Origin of the sequence: Butyricimonas faecalis (assembly GCF_003991565.1) — a bacterium.
Taxonomy (GTDB): domain Bacteria; phylum Bacteroidota; class Bacteroidia; order Bacteroidales; family Marinifilaceae; genus Butyricimonas; species Butyricimonas faecalis.
The window spans coordinates 2,804,146-2,828,116 of the sequence record NZ_CP032819.1; the positions used below are offsets into that span (position 1 = coordinate 2,804,146).

Here is a 23,971-nt window from a genome sequence, read left to right on the forward strand (position 1 = left end):
ACGTTAATCCTATTTTTGTTTCCTAGCATTAAGCATATTTCCCAATCCGCTTTGCAAGGGACGATACTCGGTATGCTCGTAAATGTATTCGTGTAATTTTACTACCCGCGCATATTGTTCCTCTGTCCCCGAAGCCGCAATAAAAATTGTCACGGGAAAATAAAACCAAACCAAATCTTCTCCATCGATTTTCGGAAATTCTTTTTCACATAACTCGAGAACTTTTTCTATTTTTTTCTTGTTCTCTTTGTCCGCCCAAGCAGCACGTAATGCTTGGGCCAAAGAGGCATAAACATCAAGGCGAGACCGAGAGTTAAAGTGATGAGGTTTCATCTGCTTCATCACTTTATCCAAGTCATCCATCTTTTCGCGACCACGAATCATATCTCTCAATTTTATCTCAAAAGCCATCGAGATTCTTTCCAACACTTTTTCCTCTCCCATGCTCTTGCAAAATTGATCGAAATGTGCAAATAGGAAATCCATTGGTTCTGAACAAATCGGGGATAATATCTGATTATCATAAATGTACCAATATTCTCTATTCGATTTTTCCGCATCCGGGAGCACCTTAAACAGTTCTGCACGAACTTCTTGTGCTTCTGTAGTCATTTGTGCTTTCAATAATTCCTGCAAATAATTTGTCAGGAAAGAAACTTCCCGATTGCCCTCTTTGTATTGTTTTTCCAAACTGGCAATAGAAGCAGACATAGCCTCTTCCACCAGTTTTTTAAACTCTAACGGATCGATTGTGGCTCCGACAATTTGATTTTCTAACCCTTGATCGGTATTCAGCAATAGGAATGTCGGGTATGCCTGAATGTTAAATTTTTTCGCAAGAACTTTACCATCTTCTTCCGCTCCCGTATCATATTTCACACACACGAAATGCTTGTTCATAAACTCACCCAACTGTACATTCGGGAACACTTCAGCAGCCATCACTTTACAAGGGCCACACCATGACGTGTAAAGATCTACAAAAACCATTTTCCCTTCCATTTTCGCCTTTTCACACACTTCATTTAATGTCAATTTCTGGAAATTTGTCTGCCCGAAAGCCAATACAGAACACAAAACCCCGAGATAAATCAATAAAATTTTCTTCATTTCAGTTCATTTAATTATACAATACAAAACATCTTACCTTAATTAAAACCACGTGTTTTCCCGATGGAAGAGTGAAAACCACTCTTCCATAAAACAACATGTAGCTATAAATAAAACAATAACCTATATAGAAACCCCTATTTTCTTCAATACCGAAACCATAATTCTATACTTGGTCATCACGGCATCAAACGCCCCGTACGATGCCTGGAACTCTTCCGGCGTAGAAGTAAATATAGCACTGATATACATTCCTACATCCTGAGTTTCCGTAGGCATGTTACTATAATCATAAGGATTTGGATCTTTCAAGAAACCGACGGTTCTCGGATCAGAGAAACCGTATCGATTATAAAAATACCAACCGGCACAGCCGTATAGATTCGCCTGCGTGTAGCAACCGCGTGTCGTCTGATAAAATGCTGCCAATTCTTCGGTATAAGCGGCAACTGGCGTGGCAAGAACAGCATTCAGGACGGCACCTTTCATGTTTTGCCGTTCCGCATCGCTCATGTTCCTAAATTCGGCAACACGTGAAATCAGTACGGTGTTCAATCCTTTGAAAGCCTCTTTACTTGTTGTCGAATTCCTAGGTGTTAAAGATTTCAACAACAAGAAACTGCGAATTTTGATACTCTCGGGCAAAACAGGCACAATTTCTTCACGCAGGAATTCAAGCCCGTCGATAACACTTTCTTTCGGACACAACTCATAAGCCGAAAACGGATTAGGGGTTTCCGTCCCACCCAAGGCAGATGAACTAAACTGCAGGATTTCGTAATGTGTATACGAATTACCCCAATTATCCACACGGGTTTCTTGTCCGATCGTATCGTTATAGAACACAGGAATCCCCGTTTCCTCGTAAAATTGATAAATTGCCCGATCCACCGGATCTTCGGAATTTTCAATCGTGAACCAATCTTTACCGAGGTTGGAAGGCGTCAAATTATCTTCCTTGTCACACGCCGAGAATAACACGGACAAAAGCAATACATAAAGGAATTTATTCTTTCTCATAATCAATCTCTTTGAAGTTCTCTATTCGGGCGGATCTCATTTTGGAGTTCTCCCCGGTTAAATTCAATAGCATAGTTCGGAATCGGAATTATCCAAGCCGCACGATCCCGCGTGTAAGCATTTAACTTGTAATAACCGTCTTCATACCAAGTCTGTGAATTTGCCTCATAAGCATTATTCCGGTGACGGATAGTGAAATTATCAGGAAGAGGGTGAATACTGTTCACCGCATAGCGTCGCAAATCAAACCAACGATGTCCCTCGAAACAAAGTTCCCGACGACGTTCATCACGAATAAAGTCTATTAATGCCCCTCCCGTTTCCGTTATCGCTGGAGCTAGTGCAAAACGTTTGGAACGCAACTTCTGCAACTCGGTTTTCGCATCTCCATCCCGGTTCAACATTGCCAATGCTTCAGCCTTATTCAAAATCACTTCCGGTAAACGAATCAAAAAATCCGCCCCAATCTCGTCATTATCATTATAATCCGCCCACGTCTTATACTTATCGGGAATAGCCGCATGTAAAGAATTCTTAAAAAAAGCGGTTCTGCGTAAATCTCCATCGTCGTAACATTGCAACAAATCCTCGGATACTTGGTAGGAAAGTGCTTGAGCTTGCTCCACCCAATTTCCATTTTGCTGCACCCATACATTCGAAGAACTCAAAAATGTTGAAACCACGGCATTTCCCCCTTGTGTGAAAATCGTTTCGGGAGATGTCCATGAAATCACGTTTTGCCCGTCAGTCCAACTATTTAAATCCATCACGGAATAAGTTCCCGACATGGCCTCGTCTGCCGCGGCAATACACGCCTCATATTCTTCCATATACAAATACACTCTCGACAACAAGGCGTTAGCAGCAACTTTTCCAACCCGTAATGTCGAAGAAGGCACAATACCTTCCAAGCAAACAGCAGCACGTTTAAGATCCGTGACAATCTGGGAATACACCGCTTCCACCGAGCTACGGCTAAAATACTTATCCTCTATATACTCCGTGATTTTTAACGGAACTCCAGCATCACGGGATGCAGTAGCTTTGCAATAAGGCATCCCGTAAATATTTACCAATAGGAAGTAATAACCTGCCCGAAGAAAACGCGCTTCACCTTCTACCCTGTTCAACAATTCAATATCCTCTTCTTTCGAACGGAATTCATCAGCCATGTAAATGATAGAATTCAATACCCCTATACTCTTGTAAAACCGTTCCCAGTCATTATCCCTATATTGGTCATTCTCTAAAGTCAAAAACGGGTCGGCTCCCCAGTGATAGAAAGAACCTAGTACATTACGCGGGTAATTCGAAGTATAAGCCAAACCCCCATCGACAAATTCCTCGGCATCATCATCCATCACGTGCAACCACGGGTAATTCATGGTAAGTCCGCTACTGAAACTCATTGTTTCCTGGGTATTGGAACTAAGGTTTGTCCATTGCATGAAACATTCACCTCGAAGCAACTCGTCTAAATCCTGTGCCGTGGTTGCATATCGCTGGTTCTGCGAATATTCTTCCAAAAAATCACCGCAAGCACCAAGACCTAGGGCAAGTACACCGAATATATAAATTAAAACTCCTTTTTTCATCGTTCAAATTTTAGAAAGTGATACTAAGATTACACGAGTAAGTCGGACGTACCGAAAGATTTACACTCGGCGACGAACCAGACTGAGTTGGATCTTGCCCCCGTAACTTTTTATGGGCTATCGTGAACAAGTTTGTTCCTGTCAGATTGATATAAGCCGACTTAAGGCCTAATTTTTTGCAAAATCGATCATCCACATTATAACGGAAAGAAAGCGACGATAAGCGCAAGTAATTTCCACTTACCACCCGAATATCCGAATTATCATACATCTCGTAAATATTAGATGCGATTCGATGTGTCACGTTTGTACCGCTATTCCACCACGGACTAGCATGAGCTCCCGCAACTGTATTCAATGCAGGGATATTGGTATAATTCTCGTCTCCCGGTTTTCTCCAACGATTCACAAACTCCCGCCGCAAATTACTTGACGGATTGGGATTAGTTGTCCCGTATTCGGTACACAATTTCAGCAAACGAATTTTATTACCCAAACTATAAGCCAGATTAAACGATAAACCGAAATTCCGATACCCAAAATAATTCGAAACTCCTCCCTGAAGGTAGGGCTCACGCCGTCCCGATCTTTCCATCACCTCCAAAAAGACATCTTCTCGTTCCATATTGTTATACTTCTTGCTCAACTCCTCCTGTAATTCATCCTCCGCCCCGTAAAAAATAGGAGAACCATCTACCGGGCTCAATCCTTTAAAGCGGTATGAATAGAATGTATTCAAAGGCTCTCCGGCAATATCCACGTCACCGGTCAACATATCGGTATATTCAATCTCATCTCGCAAAACGTTATTCCGATTGTTTATCGCATTATTCACTAATTCGTTCAACACTTGTCCCAATTGGGGATCAATACGCCAAACAAACCCTCTCTTTCCACCATCCAAGCCGACACGATTGATTGGGGTAAAATTCAAACTCACCTCGATACCTTTGTTTACAAGTGTTCCGCTATTTACAACGTATTGTGTGGTTCCATTGATTTCAGAAATCGTCTTGGTCAAAAATGCATCCCGCGTTTTTTTATAATACCAAGAAACCGAACCGTTAATCTTGTTTTTCAAAAACGAAAAATCCAAAGTCACATTCGTGGACGCCGTCTTTTCCCATCTCAAATCAGGATTCGGGTAATGGGCTACTTTCGAACGAAATTCTCCATATTTCCCAGTATAATCGGCCTCTTGTCGAATAATCATATTCGGAGTCTGGTTACTCAACATATTTCCCTGATAACCGAAAGACCCCCTTAATGCCATGTCATCCACCCAATCAACAGATCTCAAAATATCTTGTTTCATGTTCCAACGACCTGATAACGCCCAAATCGGCATCATACGATCATTTGCCCGTGACCCGAACAAATTGGAAGCCTCCCCTCGAATATGTAGATTCACCATATAGCGGTTGTCATAATCGTACCCGGCCATCGCATACCACGCTACCGAATTCATTAAATTTTCTGTGATAACACCCAAAGCATTAGCACTTGCCATAAATTGGTTATAATATCCCGTGTAAGTTTGGGGAATAGAAGAAAATAATTTACCCCGATCTCTATGATAGCCCCGGCGTGTAATATTAAAACCATCGTATCTTTGAGAATTCAATTCCAAACCGGCAGAACCACTCACGTTATGCTTACCATCTCTTCCCACGTTCTTGGTGTAATTCGCCTGTACCCGAACCATCCAATTGGTATTACGAACGTCATTCTTACGCAATTCACCCCCGACAGGACACATATTATTTCGTTCCGTTCGGTCGGCACGCAACTTGTGTACATAATAGGTATCCTCCGTGAAATAAATACTTTGATTCGTATTACTTACCGCATAAGATAATGTTCCTTCCAATTTCAAATTGTCAATAACGTTGTAACTGATATGAGCCTGCATATTAATAGAGTTTCCCTTGGTTTTATCCCCGGAATTATCCATTTCGTTCAACACGTTGAAATTATACACCGGTATAGTGCTACTCGTCCGTTGATAAAAATAACGGGAACCATCGGGATTAAAAGCCGGAACTGCACGACTCATATTATAAGCATAATCCAAAACACCTAATTCAGAAGGATTATAATTACGACTTGATACATTTCCCTGAAGCTGGAATCGTGCCGCAAAACGTTCGTAATTAGCCGTTAAGTTCAACGTAGTCGAATACCGTTTGTTATTCTCACCTTTTATTGCCCCGTTCTCATCGCTCATCCCGAGAGATGCGTAATAACGGATATTGGCAGAACCACCCGACAGACTTAACGTGTGGCTATGTGAAAATACATCTTGACAAACAATATCGAACCAATCCGTGTTCAATGTCTCATAATACGAAACCAACCGATTATACTCTTTATAATCAATCGCACCGTTGTAATAATCTTGCACTGTAGCCTCGTATCCGACCCAACTATCCACATTATTATAATAAACACCCCGTTCTACCAACTCACGGGAAACATCAACCCTTTCCTTCGAATTCATCAGATATATAGCTCGGTCACTATAACGCGGACGTCGGGTAAAAGAACCCGTTCCGGAATAAGTCACACTGGGAGGACCTGCCTTACCTTTCTTTGTCGTGATTACAATCACCCCGTTACCCGCTTTCGCCCCGTAAAGAGCCGTTGCTGAAGCATCTTTCAGTACGTCAATTTGTTCTATATCATTAGGATTCAAACCCGAAATGGCATTCCCCAACAGATTCACGAAATCCAGATCATTGATCTGTGCGGGATCCACGTTCACCGGATCGGTCAAGACCACCCCATCCAGCACCCATAATGGCTCCCGATTTCCCAACACGGTCGAAGTCCCCCGTATCCTCAATTTCGGAGCGGCACCCACCTGTCCGGAATTCTGCATAAAAATCATACCCGGGATACGTCCTTCCAACATCTGGTCAATCGTGTTCACCCCTGCCACTTTGATGTCATCCATTTTGATGGTTTGCACGGCACTCGTTAATTTACGCCTATCGATATTCTGATAACCGGTTCTCACAATCACTTCCTCCAATTGCTCTGCCGATTCTTTTAAAACCACATGAATCGAATCCTGACCGGTATATTTTATCTCTTGCGTCTCCATCCCGATAAATGAAAAAAGCAAGGACACATTTTGCATTTTGGGCAAGGTTAAGGAAAATCTTCCATTTACATCTGTTGACGTTCCCAAGGTTAAACCTTTCACTATAACTGTCACCCCGGGCAACGGTTGCTTTTTCTCATCAGTCACCTTCCCTATAATGCGTACCTCTTTTTCTTCATTTTTTACTTTTCCCGGAACAATAATAATAACACCTTGCTCTATCCGGTAAGATAAGTTCACTTTACCCAAAAGGGCATCCAACACTTGTTCCAATTCTTCATCAACAAATTTTACAGACACATCTTTCACTTTTTTCAATTCATTATGATTGAAAAAAAACTTGTAACCCGTTTGCTGACGTAACTCTTGAATAATTTCCAACATATTTGCTTTCTCAAAATCCAGACTTACTTTCTTTTGAGTGAAACCATTCGCAGAAGCTTTCAACACCAGAAACAATGTAAAAACACATATCAATTTCATAACTAGAAACCATTTTTTTACACACGCTTCCCTTACAGGGATGCCATCATCTCGTTTTTTTTGCATACATTTGTCTTGTTAATGTAAAGATTACTATATTTTATTAACACTTTGGCCGGTTAGGTGGTCCCAACACCTACCGGTTATTTCATTTTTACAATAATGACTCTCTCTTTTAATTCAAATTCAACATTTGTTGTCATGGATATAATATCCAAGATCACATTACATGTATTATATTTCTCCAAATCGCCGGTAAATACAAGCTCTTTAGCTTCCGGATTTTGATAAAATACCGTAATGTCATACCACCGGGCCAGTTGCTTCATGATCCCATCCAAGCGCATTCCTTCAATGATCCACTTCCCTTCGGTCCACGCCGTGAATATGTCCGTATTCACTCGCTCCACGTTTATGTCCTTCGTCTGGATATCATAAGTAATTTGCTCGCCAGGGGATATCATTCGAGAGGAGGCCATTCCCTTTCCTTTAAAAGCAACGCTTCCCTCCACCAAGGTCGTCTGTATATATGCTTCATCCGGATAAGCATTCACGTTAAACACGGTCCCTAAAACTGTAACATCGCCATTGTCTGTTTCTACTATAAAAGGATGCTCAGAATCCCGGGTGACATGAAACAACGCCTCACCTTCCAAATAAACCCGTCGTTCCTTTCCCACAAATTGATCCGGAATGCTTAATTTTGAATCGGAATTTATCATCACACTCGTTCCATCCGACAACACTAAATTGTATTCTCCTCCTCTCGGTACAATAATTTTATTATACCTTACAGATCTTTCCGCCTCTTCAATTCTACCATGAGCAGGTTTAAACTTTTCCACCACCTGTTCAAAAGCAACAGAATCCGTTAATTCTACCTGTTGACCGGAATTAAATACCAATACCGCTTTCGTCATCCCCGGTTCAATGGATATTCCCTTTGCAACTTCTGTAACTTGGAATTGACCACTCTCCCAAAACCAATAAGCAATACCTCCCAGAAGTAAGGGGAGCAGCAACACGGCAACATATTTAATGATTATTCTCCCAATATGCTTTTTCGGGGTCTTGTTCGTATAAACGACAAATTCCTCCCAAGCATTTTTAGAATCCACGACCCGACTTTCCTCTCCCGTGTAATACTTATCAAAATACCGTTGAGCTTTACGATAATATTCCCTGTTACTTTCATCTTCCGACAACCATTCCTCAACCCTTTCTCGCTCTTCGGCAGAAGAAATTCCCAGCAGATGTTTCGCAATTATATCCCAATTTATATATGTCTTGTCATTCGTCATGATTCTTTATTTATCATTCACACGTAAGACACATTTATTAAAAAAACGGAGTACAAAGGTTCTTATTATTTTTTATGAAAAAATTTCAGATACCTTCCTGTAAATACTCGATAAGCAATAAAATGGGGATCAATTTCTCACGCAACATACGATAGGCTCGCTGCACTTGAGTCTTTACCGTCGTCTCGGCAATATTCAATTGGTTGGCAATTTCTTTATTCTTCTTTCCCTCTACCACTTTCAACAAGATAATTTCTCTACATTTATCAGGTAACGAATCCAAAGCTTCCTGTAGACGTTGTTGAATCTCTTCATCAATAACCACGTCTTCTGTGCCTGAAAAAAGTTGGGCTTCAAATAATTTATTGTTATGTTCGTCTCTAATCTTCCGATCCCGCAAAATATTCAAACAACGATTTCGCACGGAAGTAAACAAATAAGATTTTATTGAAGTCGTCACGTGCAATGCCTCGGAGTGATCCCACAAATGGAAAAATAAATCCTGCACTAAATCCCTTGCCTCTTCTTCATCGTACAAATAGCTTTCGGCAAATAGTACTATTTTGGTAAAATAATACTCATAGAGGAATCTAAACGCCTCTTTATCATGCTTCTTTATTCGATCTAAAATCAAATTCTCTTCGATATCCATGAGTATATTTTCAGATTATCCGGACAAATTTATGTAAGAAAATCGAATTATAGCACCCACTCACGAGAATAAAAAGAAAATTAATATGGCCAAACCTTCCCCTAATTCTTCCCTCACGAATGCATAAGCCCGTTTTTTCTGGGTTTTTACAGAATTCTCACTAACCCCCAATTGCGCGGCAATCTCTTTTACCTTACAGCCCTCCATGCTCATAAATAGAACCTGCCGCTGCTGATCGGATAATTTATCCACAGCACTGTAAAATTTATTCACGACATCCTCCTCCACCGCACATTCTATCACAAGTTCTTCTTGATTCTCAAGAAGTTCACTTCCCCACTTTTCATATAATTCTTGCACAAATCCTCGGTCTCTTACCGAATTTAGGGCTCTGGTATACACCATGCGGTACAGATAACCGACCAGCGAAGGCACGTCAGGAAATTGAGTCCCGGAATCCCATATCTTAATAAAACAATCTTGAACAATATCTTCGGCGGCAGCATCATCTTTCACAATTCTCGATGCATAGTTACACATCGCAGGATAGTATTTCCGGTACATTTCCCGCCATGCTCCTTCACGTTTTTTATTGACACTTTCAATAAACCGATCCACGTCCATAGCTATTCATCATTTCGATTCTAACCAAAGGCAAATATGCGAATAAAACTTCACTCTCCCAAATTCGGACCGATAGGGTTAACTTTTCTTTTCTTATTAAAAAAAGGAGTCATCCGAGAATATACCCGAATGACTCCTTGCCAACTTAAAAACACGCACCAATATTATAACCCGGGCAAAGATTCTAAAATTTTCAATGTTTCTGCATCCGAAGGACGAGACATGTTGGCATTCACGTAATTTCCCTCCGGATCAATCAGGATGAATCGCGGGATTCCGTTACACTGAATAGATTTCATGAACTCCTTATCGTAGCCTAAATACAATTGTACTCCTTTCAATTGATGATCTTTCACGTATCTCTTCCACTCCTTCTGCCCGTTGTCACAAGAGATGCTCACGAAACAGATGTTCTTTCCTTCCAAACGTTTTTCCAAAGCTTCCAGGTGCGGGATTTGGGCACGACAAGGACCACACCAAGTGGCCCACATATCGATGTAAACATATTTACCCCTAAAATCCGATAAGCTCACCATTTTGCCCGTCGTATCCGGTAAGGTAAAAGCAATCGCCGGTTGGCCTTTGAACAAAGACCGGTTAGCCTCGTACATTTCGTTGTAAGCCGCCACGTACTCCGGGCGATGAACGTTCTTTCGAAACACGCAATCCATCTCCGTCGTATTCTCCATGCCATTCAAACGAATATACTCCATCACACTTTTATTCACAAGGAATTCCACCAAACGTTGGTCTTTATAATTCTCTGTTGCCATTTTTAACACGCTCAACAAGCGAGAATAAGCATCCGTCAACGAGGTCTCCCGCTGTGCTATAGCCTGCAATATTCGCTTTATTGTTTCCGGATATTCAGGGATGCCCCAACAGCCCGAATCTTCCAAAGCGGCGAGTTGCAATTCAGCCTCACTTTCACCAGAAAGCGTTGTCGGTTCGGCCCGAGATATTGCCCCCACGGCAAATGAAGCCAAGTGATAATTTCGCAACCATTGCAAACGTTTCTTCTCTCGTTCAACAAACTTCATGTCAAGTTCCCGTTCTTGAAGCACTTTCTCTCGCTCGCCAATCACCTTTTGCAATTGTCCTCGGAATTCAGCATCTTCCATTCGGTAGTAGTCATTAAAATAGAATTGATGCACGAAACGAGTATTCAAATAACTATTTATCTCCTCTCCCGGTCCCTTAAAATGCAATTCATTCCATTTTAACTCCGCACTCCAAGGTTTTTCATTCTCAACCCAAACAAGAAAAGGTAGATCACCAACCCAAAGACGAGCATATTCTCCTCCCGCCAAAGAAAGCCCAAAAGAGGCTTTTCGCGAAGAATCGGACAACTGAAATGTTAAGGATTCCCGTCCATTGGCGGTCTCAACATCCACGCTTCGATTATCATCGATGGGAAGAGCCAACTCGAAAGTTGTTTCCGCGTGTTTGCAACAAGCCGTCAGCAATAGCATCAGGCACCCGATTATCATACTATTTTTCATCATCCGTATCTTTTCTTTCGTTTACAATCCGGGTAAAGCCTCTAAGGTCTTCCATGTAGCAGCCTCGGAAGGACGTGTCATGTTGGAATCTATAAATTTTCCTTCACGATCAATCAACATAAATCGAGGAATTCCATCACACTTGATTGTTGCCATAAAATTCTGATCGCCGCCAAAATGCAACTGAATACCACCCATTTCTTTCTCTTTCACAAATTTTTCCCAAGCAGCCTTGTCTTCGTCACAAGAAATACTAACAAAACAAATATTCCGACCTTCCAATTTCTTCTCCAATTCTTTCAATTTGGGAATTTCAGCATTACACGGTCCACACCACGTGGCCCAAATATCCACATAAACGTATTTTCCTTTCAAATCGGCAAGACTTACCTCATTCCCGTTTATATCCTTGAATTTAAAAGGAACAGCCGGAGCTCCTTTCCCCAAACGTTTAAAATCAGCATACATCCGTTCGTACTCCTCCAGGTAATCCGGACGAGTCACGCATTGCCGAAAAATACGATCCATCTCCTCCGTGTTTTCCATTCCTTGGAAACCGACATACTCCATCACGGCATTCATCACCACATCTTCCAGCGTGCGCTTGTCCTTGAAATTTTCCATTGCAATCTTCAAGGCGTTCAACAACACGGCATAAGGAGTTGTTGAAGTTTCATCCATTTTAGCAAAAGCAAAAACCACGCGATTCAAAGATTCGGTATACCCCAAAATACCCCACGAATCCGGATCCTCTTTCAACGCCTGTTGTAACTCAGAGAATGTATCTCCGGAAAGATTCATCGTCCCATCGGCTCCTCCTCCGATCACGAAAGAAGCCAAATAATAATTCCGCGTATATTTAATTCGCTTCAGTTCTTTTGCCGTAAAATCAGCATCCAAATTCGAAGAAGTGAGCAATTGTTTTTTCTCTTCATCCAGTTTTTGCAATTTTGCCCGAAAAGAAGCATCGTCCATCTTGTAATCATATCGCTCTATCTGATTCTTCGGCTTCGTATTCAAATAGGTGTTGATCGCCGCTCCGGCTCCCTCAAAATATGCCCCGTTATTATCTACTTTTGCCTGCCACGGCTTATCCGGTTCCAGCCATACCGGAAACCACCCTTGCCCTATCCACAATCGAGCATACTCTCCTCCCGACACGGGAATTTTTGCCTGAACTTTTCCCTCTCCATTCACGCCCAACTCCACAATTCGCTCATTCAATTCCAAGGCAACACCCGACACGTGGCCCCCCGGTAAGGATAAGGCAATTTCTGCCATTTTCTCTTGAGCGTATACTCCTCCGATAAATAAACTTAAACACCAAATCAAAAAAATCCGTCTCATAATCCTAATCACTATTTAGTAACATGCACAAATTCTACAATCCTTTTAATTTCAACAATCTATCCAATGTTTTTGCATTGGAAGGTCTCGTCATCTCCAATTCCAACACCCGTCCTTTCCGGTCAAGCAATATAAAACGGGGAATCCGATCCGCCCGAAATGCCTTTAGAAATGACTCGTCTCCCGCAATCCACCATTGTATGCCTTTCATCATCCCTAAAGCTCCCGTCCAACGCCACTCAACATGGTCACAAGAGATACCCACGAAAACAATGTTCTTGCCCTCCATCTTTTCCTCTAATTCCTGCAAATAAGGATACTCTTTCCGACACGGGTAACACCAAGATGCCCACACGTCTATAAAAACATACTTCCCCTTCAACTCCGATAACCTGTGATCCTTTCCTTGAGCATCCTTAAACACGAACTCCGGACATTTATCACCCTTTTTCAATGCCGTCGTATCTGCCTGCTTCGCTGCTCCCATAACTTGAAAAACAGCTAAAAACATGAAAACAACGAACCATAAACTCTTCAATCTCATAATTATTACAATTTACATACATTCATCCCAAACCATCACCCCAATGCCATGATTAAAAACACGTTTACTGATGCATCAACCGCACGATCGAACTTACCGGGATACACTCCTTTATCCCCATTTGCCGATCTGTCGGCGGCTGATCCACGTAGAAGATCGGATGAAGACAAGAAACCATGGCAACCATATTTCCCCGGTCGTCCATAATCGGTCCTCCACTAGAGCCTTTAGCAAAATCGGCCGTAATCTCCACGCGGTTGGCAAAGGGATTGCCGGATTCCTTGACAAAAGTACGAGAAACCACCCCGTTCGTGTACACGTAAGGATATCCTGCCGGATTAGTCAAGGCATGCACGTTCTCTCCTACAGCAAGATCACCTCCCATTGGCATCGGCACCAAGCGATCGCCTCGGGTATCAATCTTGAAGAAAGCCAAATCTCCACTCCGGCTATAACTAAGAATGGAAGATATGGAATATATCTTTCCGGCTTCTGTTGCCACAAAAAGTAAGCTATCCCGCAAATCCAAGCGTGCCGTAGGATCTATCAATTGCCAGAACACATGCCAATTCGTCACGCACACCCCGTCTTCCGACAACACCACGGCCGTTGCCCAAGGTTCGATTGCTTCCGGACGAGTTGTAGCTCGCAAATATTTAAACATCATCAACACGCTCGCCCGCCTCTCTGTCATCATCTTTCCCGGCTTCAATTTCCGCTTCCCGGCAGAATGGGGGACTAGATCCACGAGCGCCTCTTCTTGCACCATACGAGTCTCTCGCTTCAATGTATTCATTCCTTTAAACAACGAGGCAGCCTCCGGACGTTTCAACGAATCGAGGATGGTCCACCCCAATCGGTCATAATCTCTATAAATTACGCCATTTTGCGCACGTCCCACTTGCAACCCGCACAAAAAAAGAATCAGTCCGACGCAAAAACATATATTACAATACTTTTTCATTTGCAATCACTCTAAAACAATTTCTATTTTTCCAATGCATAAGGAATAAATTGTCCCAAGGAGAATTTAAACTTATCGTTTGTGGTCTCTGCCAATAGTTTCTTGGCTAATTTTAAAATTCTCGCCTGTTGATCAGGAGTTCCATTGCGTTTGATCGTCAAAGACAACGGGAAAAACACAGCCAACAGATGCTCATGCTCAATCTGCGGGATATCTTTCTCACAAGTAGTCAACAACTTTTCAATGTCCCCACTTCTTTGAGCACGGGCAATCTCGGCAAACATTTTCAAACGGGCCTTACTGGGGAATTTATACTTCTCCATCTCATTCTCAACCCGATCTATTGCATCCACCCCGCTCTGGCGGTCACGTCCCGTGATCATATTCGTCAATTGAAGATCAAAAGCCGTCGCAATCTTTTCATTCACTCGCTCCTCCCCAATGCTTTTTTGAAAACGTTCGGCATTCTCCAACAAATAGGTCATATTAGGAGAACCGACCTGCGTCAAAAAAGGATGTTCATAGATAAACCAGTACGCTGTATCCACCCGTTGTGCATCACTCAATTTCCCAATTAACTCTTCTGCCACTTTTACTACTTGAGGATCTTGAATTGCCAACAACGCCCGGGCATACTTGGTCAATAAATTTATACTTCGATCTCCTTTCGCGTATCGATTGGCAAGAATCCCTATCGCTTTCTCTTCATCCAATCCTTCTTCCACACGCTTGATAAAATCTTCTGCGGTCTCACTTCCACCGACAATTTTGTGCTGCACTTCTCCCTCCGAGTTCAAAATCAAGAATGTCGGGAAAGCTGAAATCTCATATCGTTTCATGATCTCGGCTCCTTCGCCCTCTTCTGTATTAAATTTCACACAAACAAACCGCTCGTTCAGATAGTCCCCCATCTCTTTTTTCGGGAAGATCGTGTTCGCCATATACTTACATGGCATACACCAAGAGGTATAAGTATCCACGAACACCAATTTATTCTCTTTTTTAGATTTCTCTAAAGCTTTCTCCAACGTCAATTCTTCAAAATTCGTTTGGGCAAAAGCTCCCATTTGCAGCATAAAAAATGCTACAACAAACAATAAAAACTTTCTCATACAAAAAAATTAAATGGATAACCTCCGCACGCACCATAGAGGTCATCCAAACTATAAATCAATCAATTGTAAATATAACCATTTGAAGATAATTTTGATAAATATCCCGTTGGATTATATCCATACCACAACATTTTTTTCACTTTCCCGTGCCCAACGAAAGTTCTCTCCGGTCGTAAAACCAAGTTACCACTATCATTCTCTTCAAAAGTATAGACGCTATATTCTTCTCCGGAACAAGTCGCCACCATCAAACGACTAAACGTGTAGTTAAATTGTATTGGATCCCATGAATCACTCCGATCATAATTATTACCGACAAATTTCAAGTAAGTCACCTCTCCGTCAAATGTATAACAATCCTTCACGAACCTATCATTCTCTATATCATAATAATGCAAAACATTATCTTTTATAAAATAAAGAATACCTTTATCTTGATGTAACGTGTAAAAATCAGCTGCCACCAATTCCGGACAAGCAACGACCTCTATTGTCCGGTGAAAACGTATTGGGCTATAAATAGTTCCATAACTCGTGGCTTCCCTAAAATTCAAACCATACAATTCTACCTGTTCCGTATTTCCCTTCTTCCTCATCAACGCATAACCAATACCCGGACCATAAGCAGGATAAGACGTGTAATTAGGATCCAAGTTCCCATGCGTTTGTCCGAAGAACAACAAATCGGCATCCATCGCATTACTGGAAATTTGTACATCATCTCCTTCCCGGTAAGTATCCGGGAAATAAGACAACGCATCATCTCCCACCATAACAAAAGACGAAGTAAACTCATCATATCCCACCGGCATATTCATAGACACCCCGGTAACTAGCCATGGAGCCAATTTATAGTTTCCAACAATCTCTGGCATGAATCTTGAGCCGGAATACGAGGCTAGAGTCCGAGAAACTCGTCCGTTATCCACTAGAGCCATGACACAATACGAAGAATTAAAAACCCCTACTGCCTCAAATTTTCTAGTTGCCACGGGAGAAGGTTCATAGAACATATCATCTCCCGATAACATTGTAACCTCATCCTTGATCCGGTACCAAGCGATATTTTTCTCACTCACGGGCAACAAACACTCCAAGTTTCCTTCTTGGACAAGGGTTACCGGGTGATTCCAATAGTACCTCCCTGCCTCAAGCAATGCCACCGGTTTTCCTTCCAACGGCTCCGGCAATAAATTCTCCGATAGCTCGAAAACATTATCACCTACCATAAGAAGAGCATCCATGTCCGTATTTCCCTCGGTATTCTCTTTCAAAACAATCCAACCGCGTTCAATACGGGGAGTAATCGTGAAATTATACACTTCGGAAATCATCATACCTGTTTCCACGTGAGTCACATCCAATCCAATATTTACAAAATCAGTTGTATCCACTCTCCACACCAAATCCTGTCCCTCGTGGATCAATTCCGGCTGATTTCCATGATAACGGTACCATTGATACGTACACTCCACCTCTTCGTTTCCCAACATCCCGATCGGGTGCAATTTCAATTCATCACCTGTTTTTACTGCCCCTGCCGATATATTCGTTATCTGCAAATCAGGCAAACGGTGTATTGTATTATTCTTGTCATAACAAGACACTAGAATAAGCCCCACAAACAACACGAACAACTGTGTATATCTATTTGATTTCATCTCATTCATTCATTTAATTCATAACCTAATTAAAAACGATCTCGGTACTCGGGTCATTCGGATCATCCCTCAACGGAGGTAAACCCTCCTCTGCTCGGGCTGCATTCTCTTTTGCCAACTCCCTTTTGAATACGTAAATATAGTAACTTAGCAATTCAGCATTACTATTCACTGATGTTATAAAATCGTCATCCCAAAATATGCCCGTCACACGGTTCATAAAATCATGCCGCACCACACTCCAAGTTCCAAAACGCCAAGACCAATTAATTGGTTGTACCAAACAATCACTAATTACGATCTGTGCTTGGCAATAGTGGCTATCTCCCGCCGAAAGATCATCGGAATCCACAATTCTAAAATTCAATGTGTAAGGTTTTTCTTGCAAGGAAGGAGAGCGCAACACGATCACGGGAATCCGGGCTTCCAACTCCCCTTCCTCCAACTTCATCAATCCAGCTACCCGTGCATCATCAAATGCCACGTAATGCACTCCCGGCTCCGCTTGATCAGGGTACTCGTAAAGCGTAGAATCAATCACGTGTCCCAATTCATCATATTTGTAATCCCAACGGATTTCTTGAAATTGTTCAAAACGCAAATAACTTGTTCTTTGAGGCAATGCCCCTTGAGGACGAACTCGCAACCAAACCGTATCCTGCGTGAGTGCCGCATCTTTGCCATAAAACGAATAATTACTCTTTACTCTATCGTTAAGGGTCGCATTATACTCTCCATCCAATATAAACTGGACACCATGCCACTCTTCCGCAAAACCCGGTAACGCCTTTTCACACCCACCACACAAAAGCAGCAACGCTATAAATAAATATAAACTGGTTTTCATGACTTTCATTTTTAATAACTGTTTTCCGTACTTGTTTCTCTACGAGGCAATGGCACCACATAATCACTCTCTCCACACGTGTGATTACTCCAACGCATCTGTTCCGTCCCGTAACGTTTATAAGTATAGAACATCTGTCCTTCTGCATAAAACTCTTTCAAATACTCGGTCTTTAACACATCTTCCCGATTCGTTTCTGTCAACACCGTTACCGGGGCATTCCTATTGCTCAACAATTCACGATACACCTCATTTGCCTCATCCAACGGTGCACACTCCGCAATAATCAAATACATCTCCGCAAGTCTTATCAAAGGCACTCCACGGGACGGAGAGGCATTCGTGGTTTCCGTTGACCTCAAACCAGAATACTTCCTTGTGGAACGCTTGTACATACCCACCGAAGCATTCCATGTCGACGTGTACCATTGATACAAACGAATATCTGTCATGCCATTTACTACGGGAAACAATTCCTCTATCCAATAATTATTTTGATACTGGTACGAATTGGCGGCCGAAGCCATCTGCGAATCATCAAAATTCTCAATATACATGGCAAATATCTGCTCGTTAAAAAACACGAAATCATTACCGCCATTTCCCCCTACCGGACCGAGAGCTGAAGATGGCCCTAATGTAAACTGGGGAGTAACACCTTCTAGAGCAGCGTTTTTTACCAAACGCGCATAACGCAACGCCTCTTCACGATTCCCCATCCATAAATACACCCGAGCCTTTTCGGCTAAAACAGCATAATAATTCATCCGGTTCTGCCGGTATTCATTGGTGGTATTCAGTACCGAATTTGATGTCGTAATAATCGGGTCTACCCGTGCCAATAGAATTTCCGCCGAATCCAAATCCGCAATCAAAGCCCCCATGTATTCGTTATACGTCGAATAAGTATAATTTCCCAACGAAATAGTCGTCTCGTAAGGCAAATAACGTCGTCCTTCCTGTACATTCATCGGCATCGGGCCATATAAACGGATCAAATCGAAATGCAAATAAGCCCGCAGCCCCAAAGCCTCTCCTTTATACAAGGCATATTCCCGACTCGACAAAACTCCATTCTCCATGTATGCCAACATTTGATTTAGATTCGTGATAGTCTTATACTGCTGCAAAAACAACTCCCCATTAGCTCTCTCCACGGCATCTCCCCGGTAATTGTGAGCCGCAAAATCTCCCGATTCCGAGTTACTCTCCGTGTACCAGAGGTTAGCAATAAACTCCACCATTCCAGTCACCAAATTCCCGTTGGGAGCATAATTATTCTCTCTCATCAAGGTATACACCCCGATCAATGCATCACGAAACCCTCCCGAACTTTTAAACATATCATCCTTTGACACCTCTGTCTTGGGTTGTACTGTCAACCAATCCGTACACGCTGTCAATCCTGCTGCAAGCAAAATAGTCCATGCAAATATTTTCATCTTCTTCATAATATCTCTATTTAAAATGTACATGATAATGAAAATGACGGCCTAACGGAGAACGGATAATTAATTCCCCGTTCCTGTTCTATCGTGGAAAGATAAAACAAGTCATTCAAATTACCGGATATACTCAATCGTTCCATCCCGAAAAACCTACTTATTCGCCGGGGAAAATCGTACTGAATATTTACATTCCGAAGAATAAATGTCGATTCATCCGCCACGAAACGAGAGTTAGCCGGAGTGTTCGTGTCATTATTCAATCCTTTGTAACGGGTCACGTCGCCTGGTTTTTCCCAGCGTTGAGTAGCCACTCGTCGATCCACGTTAAAACGTACCGCAGCATTCTCCACCTTGTCCAACAATGTTTGGTTAAACTTTTGTCCCCCCAACCTCAATTCAAAATTCATATTCACGGATAGTGTTTTGTAACGAAATGCTGTACTCAAGCGACTATTAATCTTGGGAATCTCGTTTCCACAATACACTTTGGAGTACATATCATAACTATCAGACACATTCCCGTTATTATCCATGTAAAGAACCCTACCCGTTGCCGGATCAACACCCGGAGAAATAAACGTATAGATCGCATCCATTGACTGTCCCTCCCGGTATTGTAAATAAATAAAAGCCCCGGTCTGATTATTAATTGTTTCTTCATTTTTCCGTTTCATCTCCTCGGACAACTTCACGATCGTGTTCTTATTATGAGAAAATGCCGCTCGTGCCGACCAAGATATATTCTTATTCCGCAACAAATAAACAGATACCTCCCAATCCAAACCCACATTACGCATTGTCCCGGAATTCTCCGTGTATTCATCGAACCCGTGGGAATAAGTCAGTCCCAACGTTGAAATTTGATTCGTCGTCTCTTTATGATAATAATTTCCGTTTATGGCTACCAACCCGTTAAACAAAGAAATATCAACTCCCAAATTATGCTGGTACGTGTTCTGCCAACGCAAATCATCATTACCAATTCCACGCATTATAGCTCCGATATTCCCCCGATAACGACTTGTCCAATCATACTGATACGTCGTCAGCGACTGGTAAGGCTGAAATCCTAAAGCACTTGTCACCCCATAAGAATAACGCAAACGGAATAACTCAAGCTGAGGCAAATGATCTTGAATAAACTTCTCCTGACTAACTGTCCAACCGATACCGGCAGACCAAAACGGTGCAAATCTTTTATTAGAACCGAAAGAAGAAGCCCCATCCGAGCGGTAAGAAAAATCCACAAAATAGCGGCTGTCAAAATTATAGTTTGCCGTTACTACAATTCCGATCTGACGTCTTGTCGTTTCTGTTGATGAGGGACGCTCCCTTGCAAACCTATTCGCATTCGATATATCATTCAAGTTATCATTCGGGAACCCTTGTAACAAAATCGTGTATTGACTATTCTGATTCTCTTGCATATTCCAATTCGCCCCGGCATAAATGCTATGTCGTCCAAAAGTATTTCCGTAACTGGCTGTAGCCTCGAACTGGTAGGAAGACATCTCACCGTATTTCCAATCATAACTACCTTTAGAGTCTTCATCCGACACTTGCAAGAAACCAGAATGAGATCTAGGTTGAAAACGGTCACCCCGATCTGTTTGTTTTGTATAACCGAAACCTCCACCAATCTTCATACCTTTAAAAATATCCCATTCCACTCGAAGTTGATTGCGAATATTCGTGTATTTCGTCTTGTCAAAACTCGGCAGCGAAGCATCATACAACGGATTGGCAACCGTGCTTCCTCCCGAATTCGGGAAGGTATTAAACGTGGGGATCAAATTACCCTCTTCGTCCCATGGATACCAGTATGGGTTCATTCTTACGTAATCTGAAAAGGTTCCGTAAGGACTGTTTTCCGAGTTATTTAATCCCAAAGAAACAGTATTCGTGAAACGAAGGTTCTTCAACAAATAACTGATAGATAACGAACCGTTAAAATTATTCCGGAAAGATCCTCTCATAGCCCCTTGATTAGAATTATACGCCAATGACAAAGTATAACGAAATTGTTCGTCACCACCGCTCAATCCCAGATTATGTTGTTGCCCCACTCCCGTGTGGACTGGTTTGCCGATCCAGTAGGTGTCCACACCTTCTGCAACTCCTCGGGCAGCCTCCTCATATAAATACTTCGTCGAAACATCATCATACAACCCCGCACGAACCTCCACGTCCAACTTCTCCTTCGCATTCAATAAATTATAACTCGAAAGATCGGGAATTTCCAAACTCAATCCCGCCGTGTAAGAAATCTTCAATTTACCTTGCCGTGGCTTAGTTGAAGTAATAACAACCACTCCATTAGCCCCTCGGGAGCCGTATATAGCCGTAGAACTCGCATCTTTCAATATCGTCACTGACTCCACATCTGTCGGATTCAAGTCCATCACCCGCTCTAGCGACACCTCAAAACCATCCAGTACAAACAACGGTTGATTCAACTCTGCCCGAGCATAGGTCTGCAAATTCGTAATATCCGGCAAACTCGATACTCCCCGAATCTGAATTTCCGGCAACACGTTCGGGTCAGAACCATACGTATTATTTTCGCGTATCAAAAATGAAGGATCAATATTACTCAACGTCTGTAACAAATTTCTACTCCCGAACGCCATAATATTCTCCTTAGTAATATGCTTCACAGCTCCCGTGAAACTCTCTTTCGGTTTATTGAAAATACCGGTCACCACAACTTCATCAATCTCCGCCATATCGTTTTTCATCACGATATTCATCGGTTTGTTATCTTTTTTCACTCGCACTTCTTGCTTCTGATAACCGACAAACGAGAAGATCAAAACCAACGTATCCCGTCTCGGCAAATCGAAATCAAACTTTCCTTCCTCATTGGTTGTAAAACCGATCGTTGTACCTTTTACCTGAATCGTTACACCGGGGAGTGTCATCCCGTCTACATCCTTCACAGTTCCCCTCACGGTAATCTTCTTCAGCGAATCCGCTACAGCCATGGCTCTTACATAATGAATCACCACGAAATTATCATTCACCTCAAACTTCACATCGTATCCTTTAAAAATCATCTGCAAAGCCTGTTCAATCGTGGCATCCAGAAAATCCACGTTCACCCGTTTTGACACATCAATCTTGGAGTTACTGTAAAAGAAGTCCAACTGCGTGGATTCCGAAATCTTATTCAACACCTGCTCGATCGTGGCATCCTTCATTTTCAAGTTGATACGAGCCGTCTGCGAATGTACCGCAGCCGACAAATGCATCACGCACATCAAACATAAAATTCCTGTTATTCGCATAACCTTAAGAAAATTTTTTAGCCATCTGGGAGGATAAAGCCCCAAATCACATTTTTTTTTCATACATTTGTTTTTTAAAGGTTTACAATAAGTCTTGTCCTCTATCGCCAAATGTCAGGCAAGACTGTTAACTTTTATAAATGCCGGGAAAGTCGCCATACTTTTCCGGTATTTTTAATTTATTCTGAAATTACAATTGTTCTCCCCTTCACGCTAAACCGGACCTGACTTGTACTCTCGATCATCCGCACCAAATCCTCCAAAGGTTTAAACTTCACGATCGCCCCCGTGAACCGCACCTTTTTCACGCTTTCACTACTAAAGAATATCTCCACGTCATACCAACGAGATATTTGCTTGGCAATCTCTTCCAATTCCGTGTTATTAAACAAGAACTTTCCGTCGATCCAGGACGTGTAAAGACGAACATTGACTTCCCGTTTCTCTAACTCGTTTTCTTTCCCGTAAGCCTGTTCTCCCGGAACCAACCGAAACGCCTGCTGATCACCAGAAATAATTTCCACGCTACCATTTACCAGCGTGGTCGAAACCTCCTCGTTATCATCGTAATCATTCACGTTAAAACGAGTACCCAACACCTTCACGTTCATCCGGGATGTCTCCACGACAAAAGGCCTTTCAGCATCGTGTGTCACGTCAAAAAAAGCTTCCCCGGACAAAACAACCCGTCTCTCCTTTCCCATGAAAGATTGAGGATATATTAATCGTGATGCCGAATTCAACCAAACCTTTGTCCCGTCTGCCAACACGACTTGGTATTCCCCACCCTTAGGAATAATTAATTCATTATTTTTATTGTCATTGGCCATCTCAATAGAGTCATGTGAAGAATAGCGTAACAGATGATTAGAATCCATCTCTATCCGGACATTTGCCTCGTGAGCGATCAATGAACTCTTCATTGTACTATCCAGCACAACCGTTTTTCCATTATACAACTTCAATATTGCCCGTTCTCCCCCCGGACGAGAAACTGCACTAAATTGACGGTGTTCCTCCTCCGCCTCATTCTTCATTCCCTGCCACAAGACCAAAGCCACGCTTAATGGCAAAATAAAAAGGGCCGCGTATTTCCACCAGTAACGAAAACCTATTTGCCTTACTCTTTCCCGCTTTATCCGTTTTAATACATGCTCCGTATCAGGGGCAAAATCCCGATGCAAAAGTTTAGTCCGATCACGTATTTTCTTTATCTCGGCATACACTTCCTCGTGTTTCACATCTTCTGCCAGCCAGTCCGAAAGTTCCGTTTCCTCCATAGGTAACAAACCATCATCCAACTTTCTGGCAATCAAATCATATATTCGATCATCTATTTTCATCTCCATATTTTTATATAGAGTA

General features: G+C 42.2%; 17 protein-coding genes. All 17 read right to left on the bottom strand.

The window, feature by feature from the left end; all coding sequences use genetic code 11:
• Nucleotides 1–9 precede the first annotated feature (9 nt).
• The 17 genes from D8S85_RS12185 to D8S85_RS12265 all read right to left on the bottom strand — a co-directional run bounded on the left by D8S85_RS12185 (nt 10) and on the right by D8S85_RS12265 (nt 23,955).
• Nucleotides 10–1,110, bottom strand: coding sequence for a thioredoxin family protein (locus D8S85_RS12185; RefSeq protein WP_106480898.1), 1,101 nt, complete (start codon nt 1,108–1,110; stop codon nt 10–12).
• A gap of 123 nt (nt 1,111–1,233) precedes the next feature.
• The gene (locus D8S85_RS12190) at nt 1,234–2,130 is read right to left on the bottom strand and encodes a hypothetical protein (RefSeq protein ID WP_106480899.1); all 897 of its coding nucleotides are present in this window, start codon (nt 2,128–2,130) and stop codon (nt 1,234–1,236) included.
• A 2-nt stretch (nt 2,131–2,132) separates the two neighbouring features.
• Complete coding sequence (locus D8S85_RS12195; protein ID WP_127075129.1) at nt 2,133–3,725, bottom strand: RagB/SusD family nutrient uptake outer membrane protein; 1,593 nt, start codon at nt 3,723–3,725, stop codon at nt 2,133–2,135.
• A gap of 10 nt (nt 3,726–3,735) precedes the next feature.
• Entirely contained in the window at nt 3,736–7,314 is a 3,579-nt protein-coding gene (locus tag D8S85_RS12200) for a SusC/RagA family TonB-linked outer membrane protein (RefSeq protein WP_317046365.1), read from the bottom strand.
• A 143-nt stretch (nt 7,315–7,457) separates the two neighbouring features.
• Nucleotides 7,458–8,615, bottom strand: a complete 1,158-nt coding sequence (locus tag D8S85_RS12205; protein WP_106480903.1) for a FecR family protein — start codon at nt 8,613–8,615, stop codon at nt 7,458–7,460.
• Nucleotides 8,616–8,700: 85 nt separating this feature from the next.
• Nucleotides 8,701–9,267, bottom strand: coding sequence for an RNA polymerase sigma-70 factor (locus D8S85_RS12210; RefSeq protein WP_172726509.1), 567 nt, complete (start codon nt 9,265–9,267; stop codon nt 8,701–8,703).
• Between the two features lie 60 nt (nt 9,268–9,327).
• Complete coding sequence (locus D8S85_RS12215) at nt 9,328–9,891, bottom strand: RNA polymerase sigma factor (protein ID WP_106480905.1); 564 nt, start codon at nt 9,889–9,891, stop codon at nt 9,328–9,330.
• Nucleotides 9,892–10,055: 164 nt separating this feature from the next.
• A complete protein-coding gene (locus D8S85_RS12220; protein WP_106480906.1) occupies nt 10,056–11,396 on the bottom strand; it encodes a TlpA family protein disulfide reductase in 1,341 nt (446 codons plus the stop codon).
• 18 nt (nt 11,397–11,414) lie between these two features.
• Nucleotides 11,415–12,740, bottom strand: a complete 1,326-nt coding sequence (locus D8S85_RS21895) for a TlpA family protein disulfide reductase (protein ID WP_228423210.1) — start codon at nt 12,738–12,740, stop codon at nt 11,415–11,417.
• Between the two features lie 34 nt (nt 12,741–12,774).
• Complete coding sequence (locus D8S85_RS12230) at nt 12,775–13,284, bottom strand: TlpA family protein disulfide reductase (RefSeq protein ID WP_106480907.1); 510 nt, start codon at nt 13,282–13,284, stop codon at nt 12,775–12,777.
• 64 nt (nt 13,285–13,348) lie between these two features.
• Nucleotides 13,349–14,248 carry a S1 family peptidase gene (locus tag D8S85_RS12235; RefSeq protein ID WP_106480908.1) on the bottom strand — a complete coding sequence of 300 codons (900 nt, stop codon included), beginning with the start codon at nt 14,246–14,248 and terminating at the stop codon, nt 13,349–13,351.
• A gap of 23 nt (nt 14,249–14,271) precedes the next feature.
• Complete coding sequence (locus D8S85_RS12240) at nt 14,272–15,360, bottom strand: thioredoxin family protein (protein WP_106480909.1); 1,089 nt, start codon at nt 15,358–15,360, stop codon at nt 14,272–14,274.
• 62 nt (nt 15,361–15,422) lie between these two features.
• On the bottom strand, nt 15,423–17,024 hold the full coding sequence (locus D8S85_RS12245) for a hypothetical protein (protein WP_127075132.1): 1,602 nt from the start codon (nt 17,022–17,024) through the stop codon (nt 15,423–15,425).
• Between the two features lie 25 nt (nt 17,025–17,049).
• Nucleotides 17,050–17,871 carry a DUF4843 domain-containing protein gene (locus D8S85_RS12250; RefSeq protein WP_158641565.1) on the bottom strand — a complete coding sequence of 274 codons (822 nt, stop codon included), beginning with the start codon at nt 17,869–17,871 and terminating at the stop codon, nt 17,050–17,052.
• Between the two features lie 11 nt (nt 17,872–17,882).
• Nucleotides 17,883–19,322: a RagB/SusD family nutrient uptake outer membrane protein gene (locus D8S85_RS12255; RefSeq protein WP_158641566.1), complete on the bottom strand. Its 1,440-nt coding sequence runs from the start codon at nt 19,320–19,322 to the stop codon at nt 17,883–17,885.
• A gap of 11 nt (nt 19,323–19,333) precedes the next feature.
• The gene (locus D8S85_RS12260; RefSeq protein ID WP_127075134.1) at nt 19,334–22,669 is read right to left on the bottom strand and encodes a SusC/RagA family TonB-linked outer membrane protein; all 3,336 of its coding nucleotides are present in this window, start codon (nt 22,667–22,669) and stop codon (nt 19,334–19,336) included.
• 116 nt (nt 22,670–22,785) lie between these two features.
• Nucleotides 22,786–23,955 carry a FecR domain-containing protein gene (locus D8S85_RS12265; protein ID WP_106480914.1) on the bottom strand — a complete coding sequence of 390 codons (1,170 nt, stop codon included), beginning with the start codon at nt 23,953–23,955 and terminating at the stop codon, nt 22,786–22,788.
• Nucleotides 23,956–23,971: the final 16 nt, after the last annotated feature.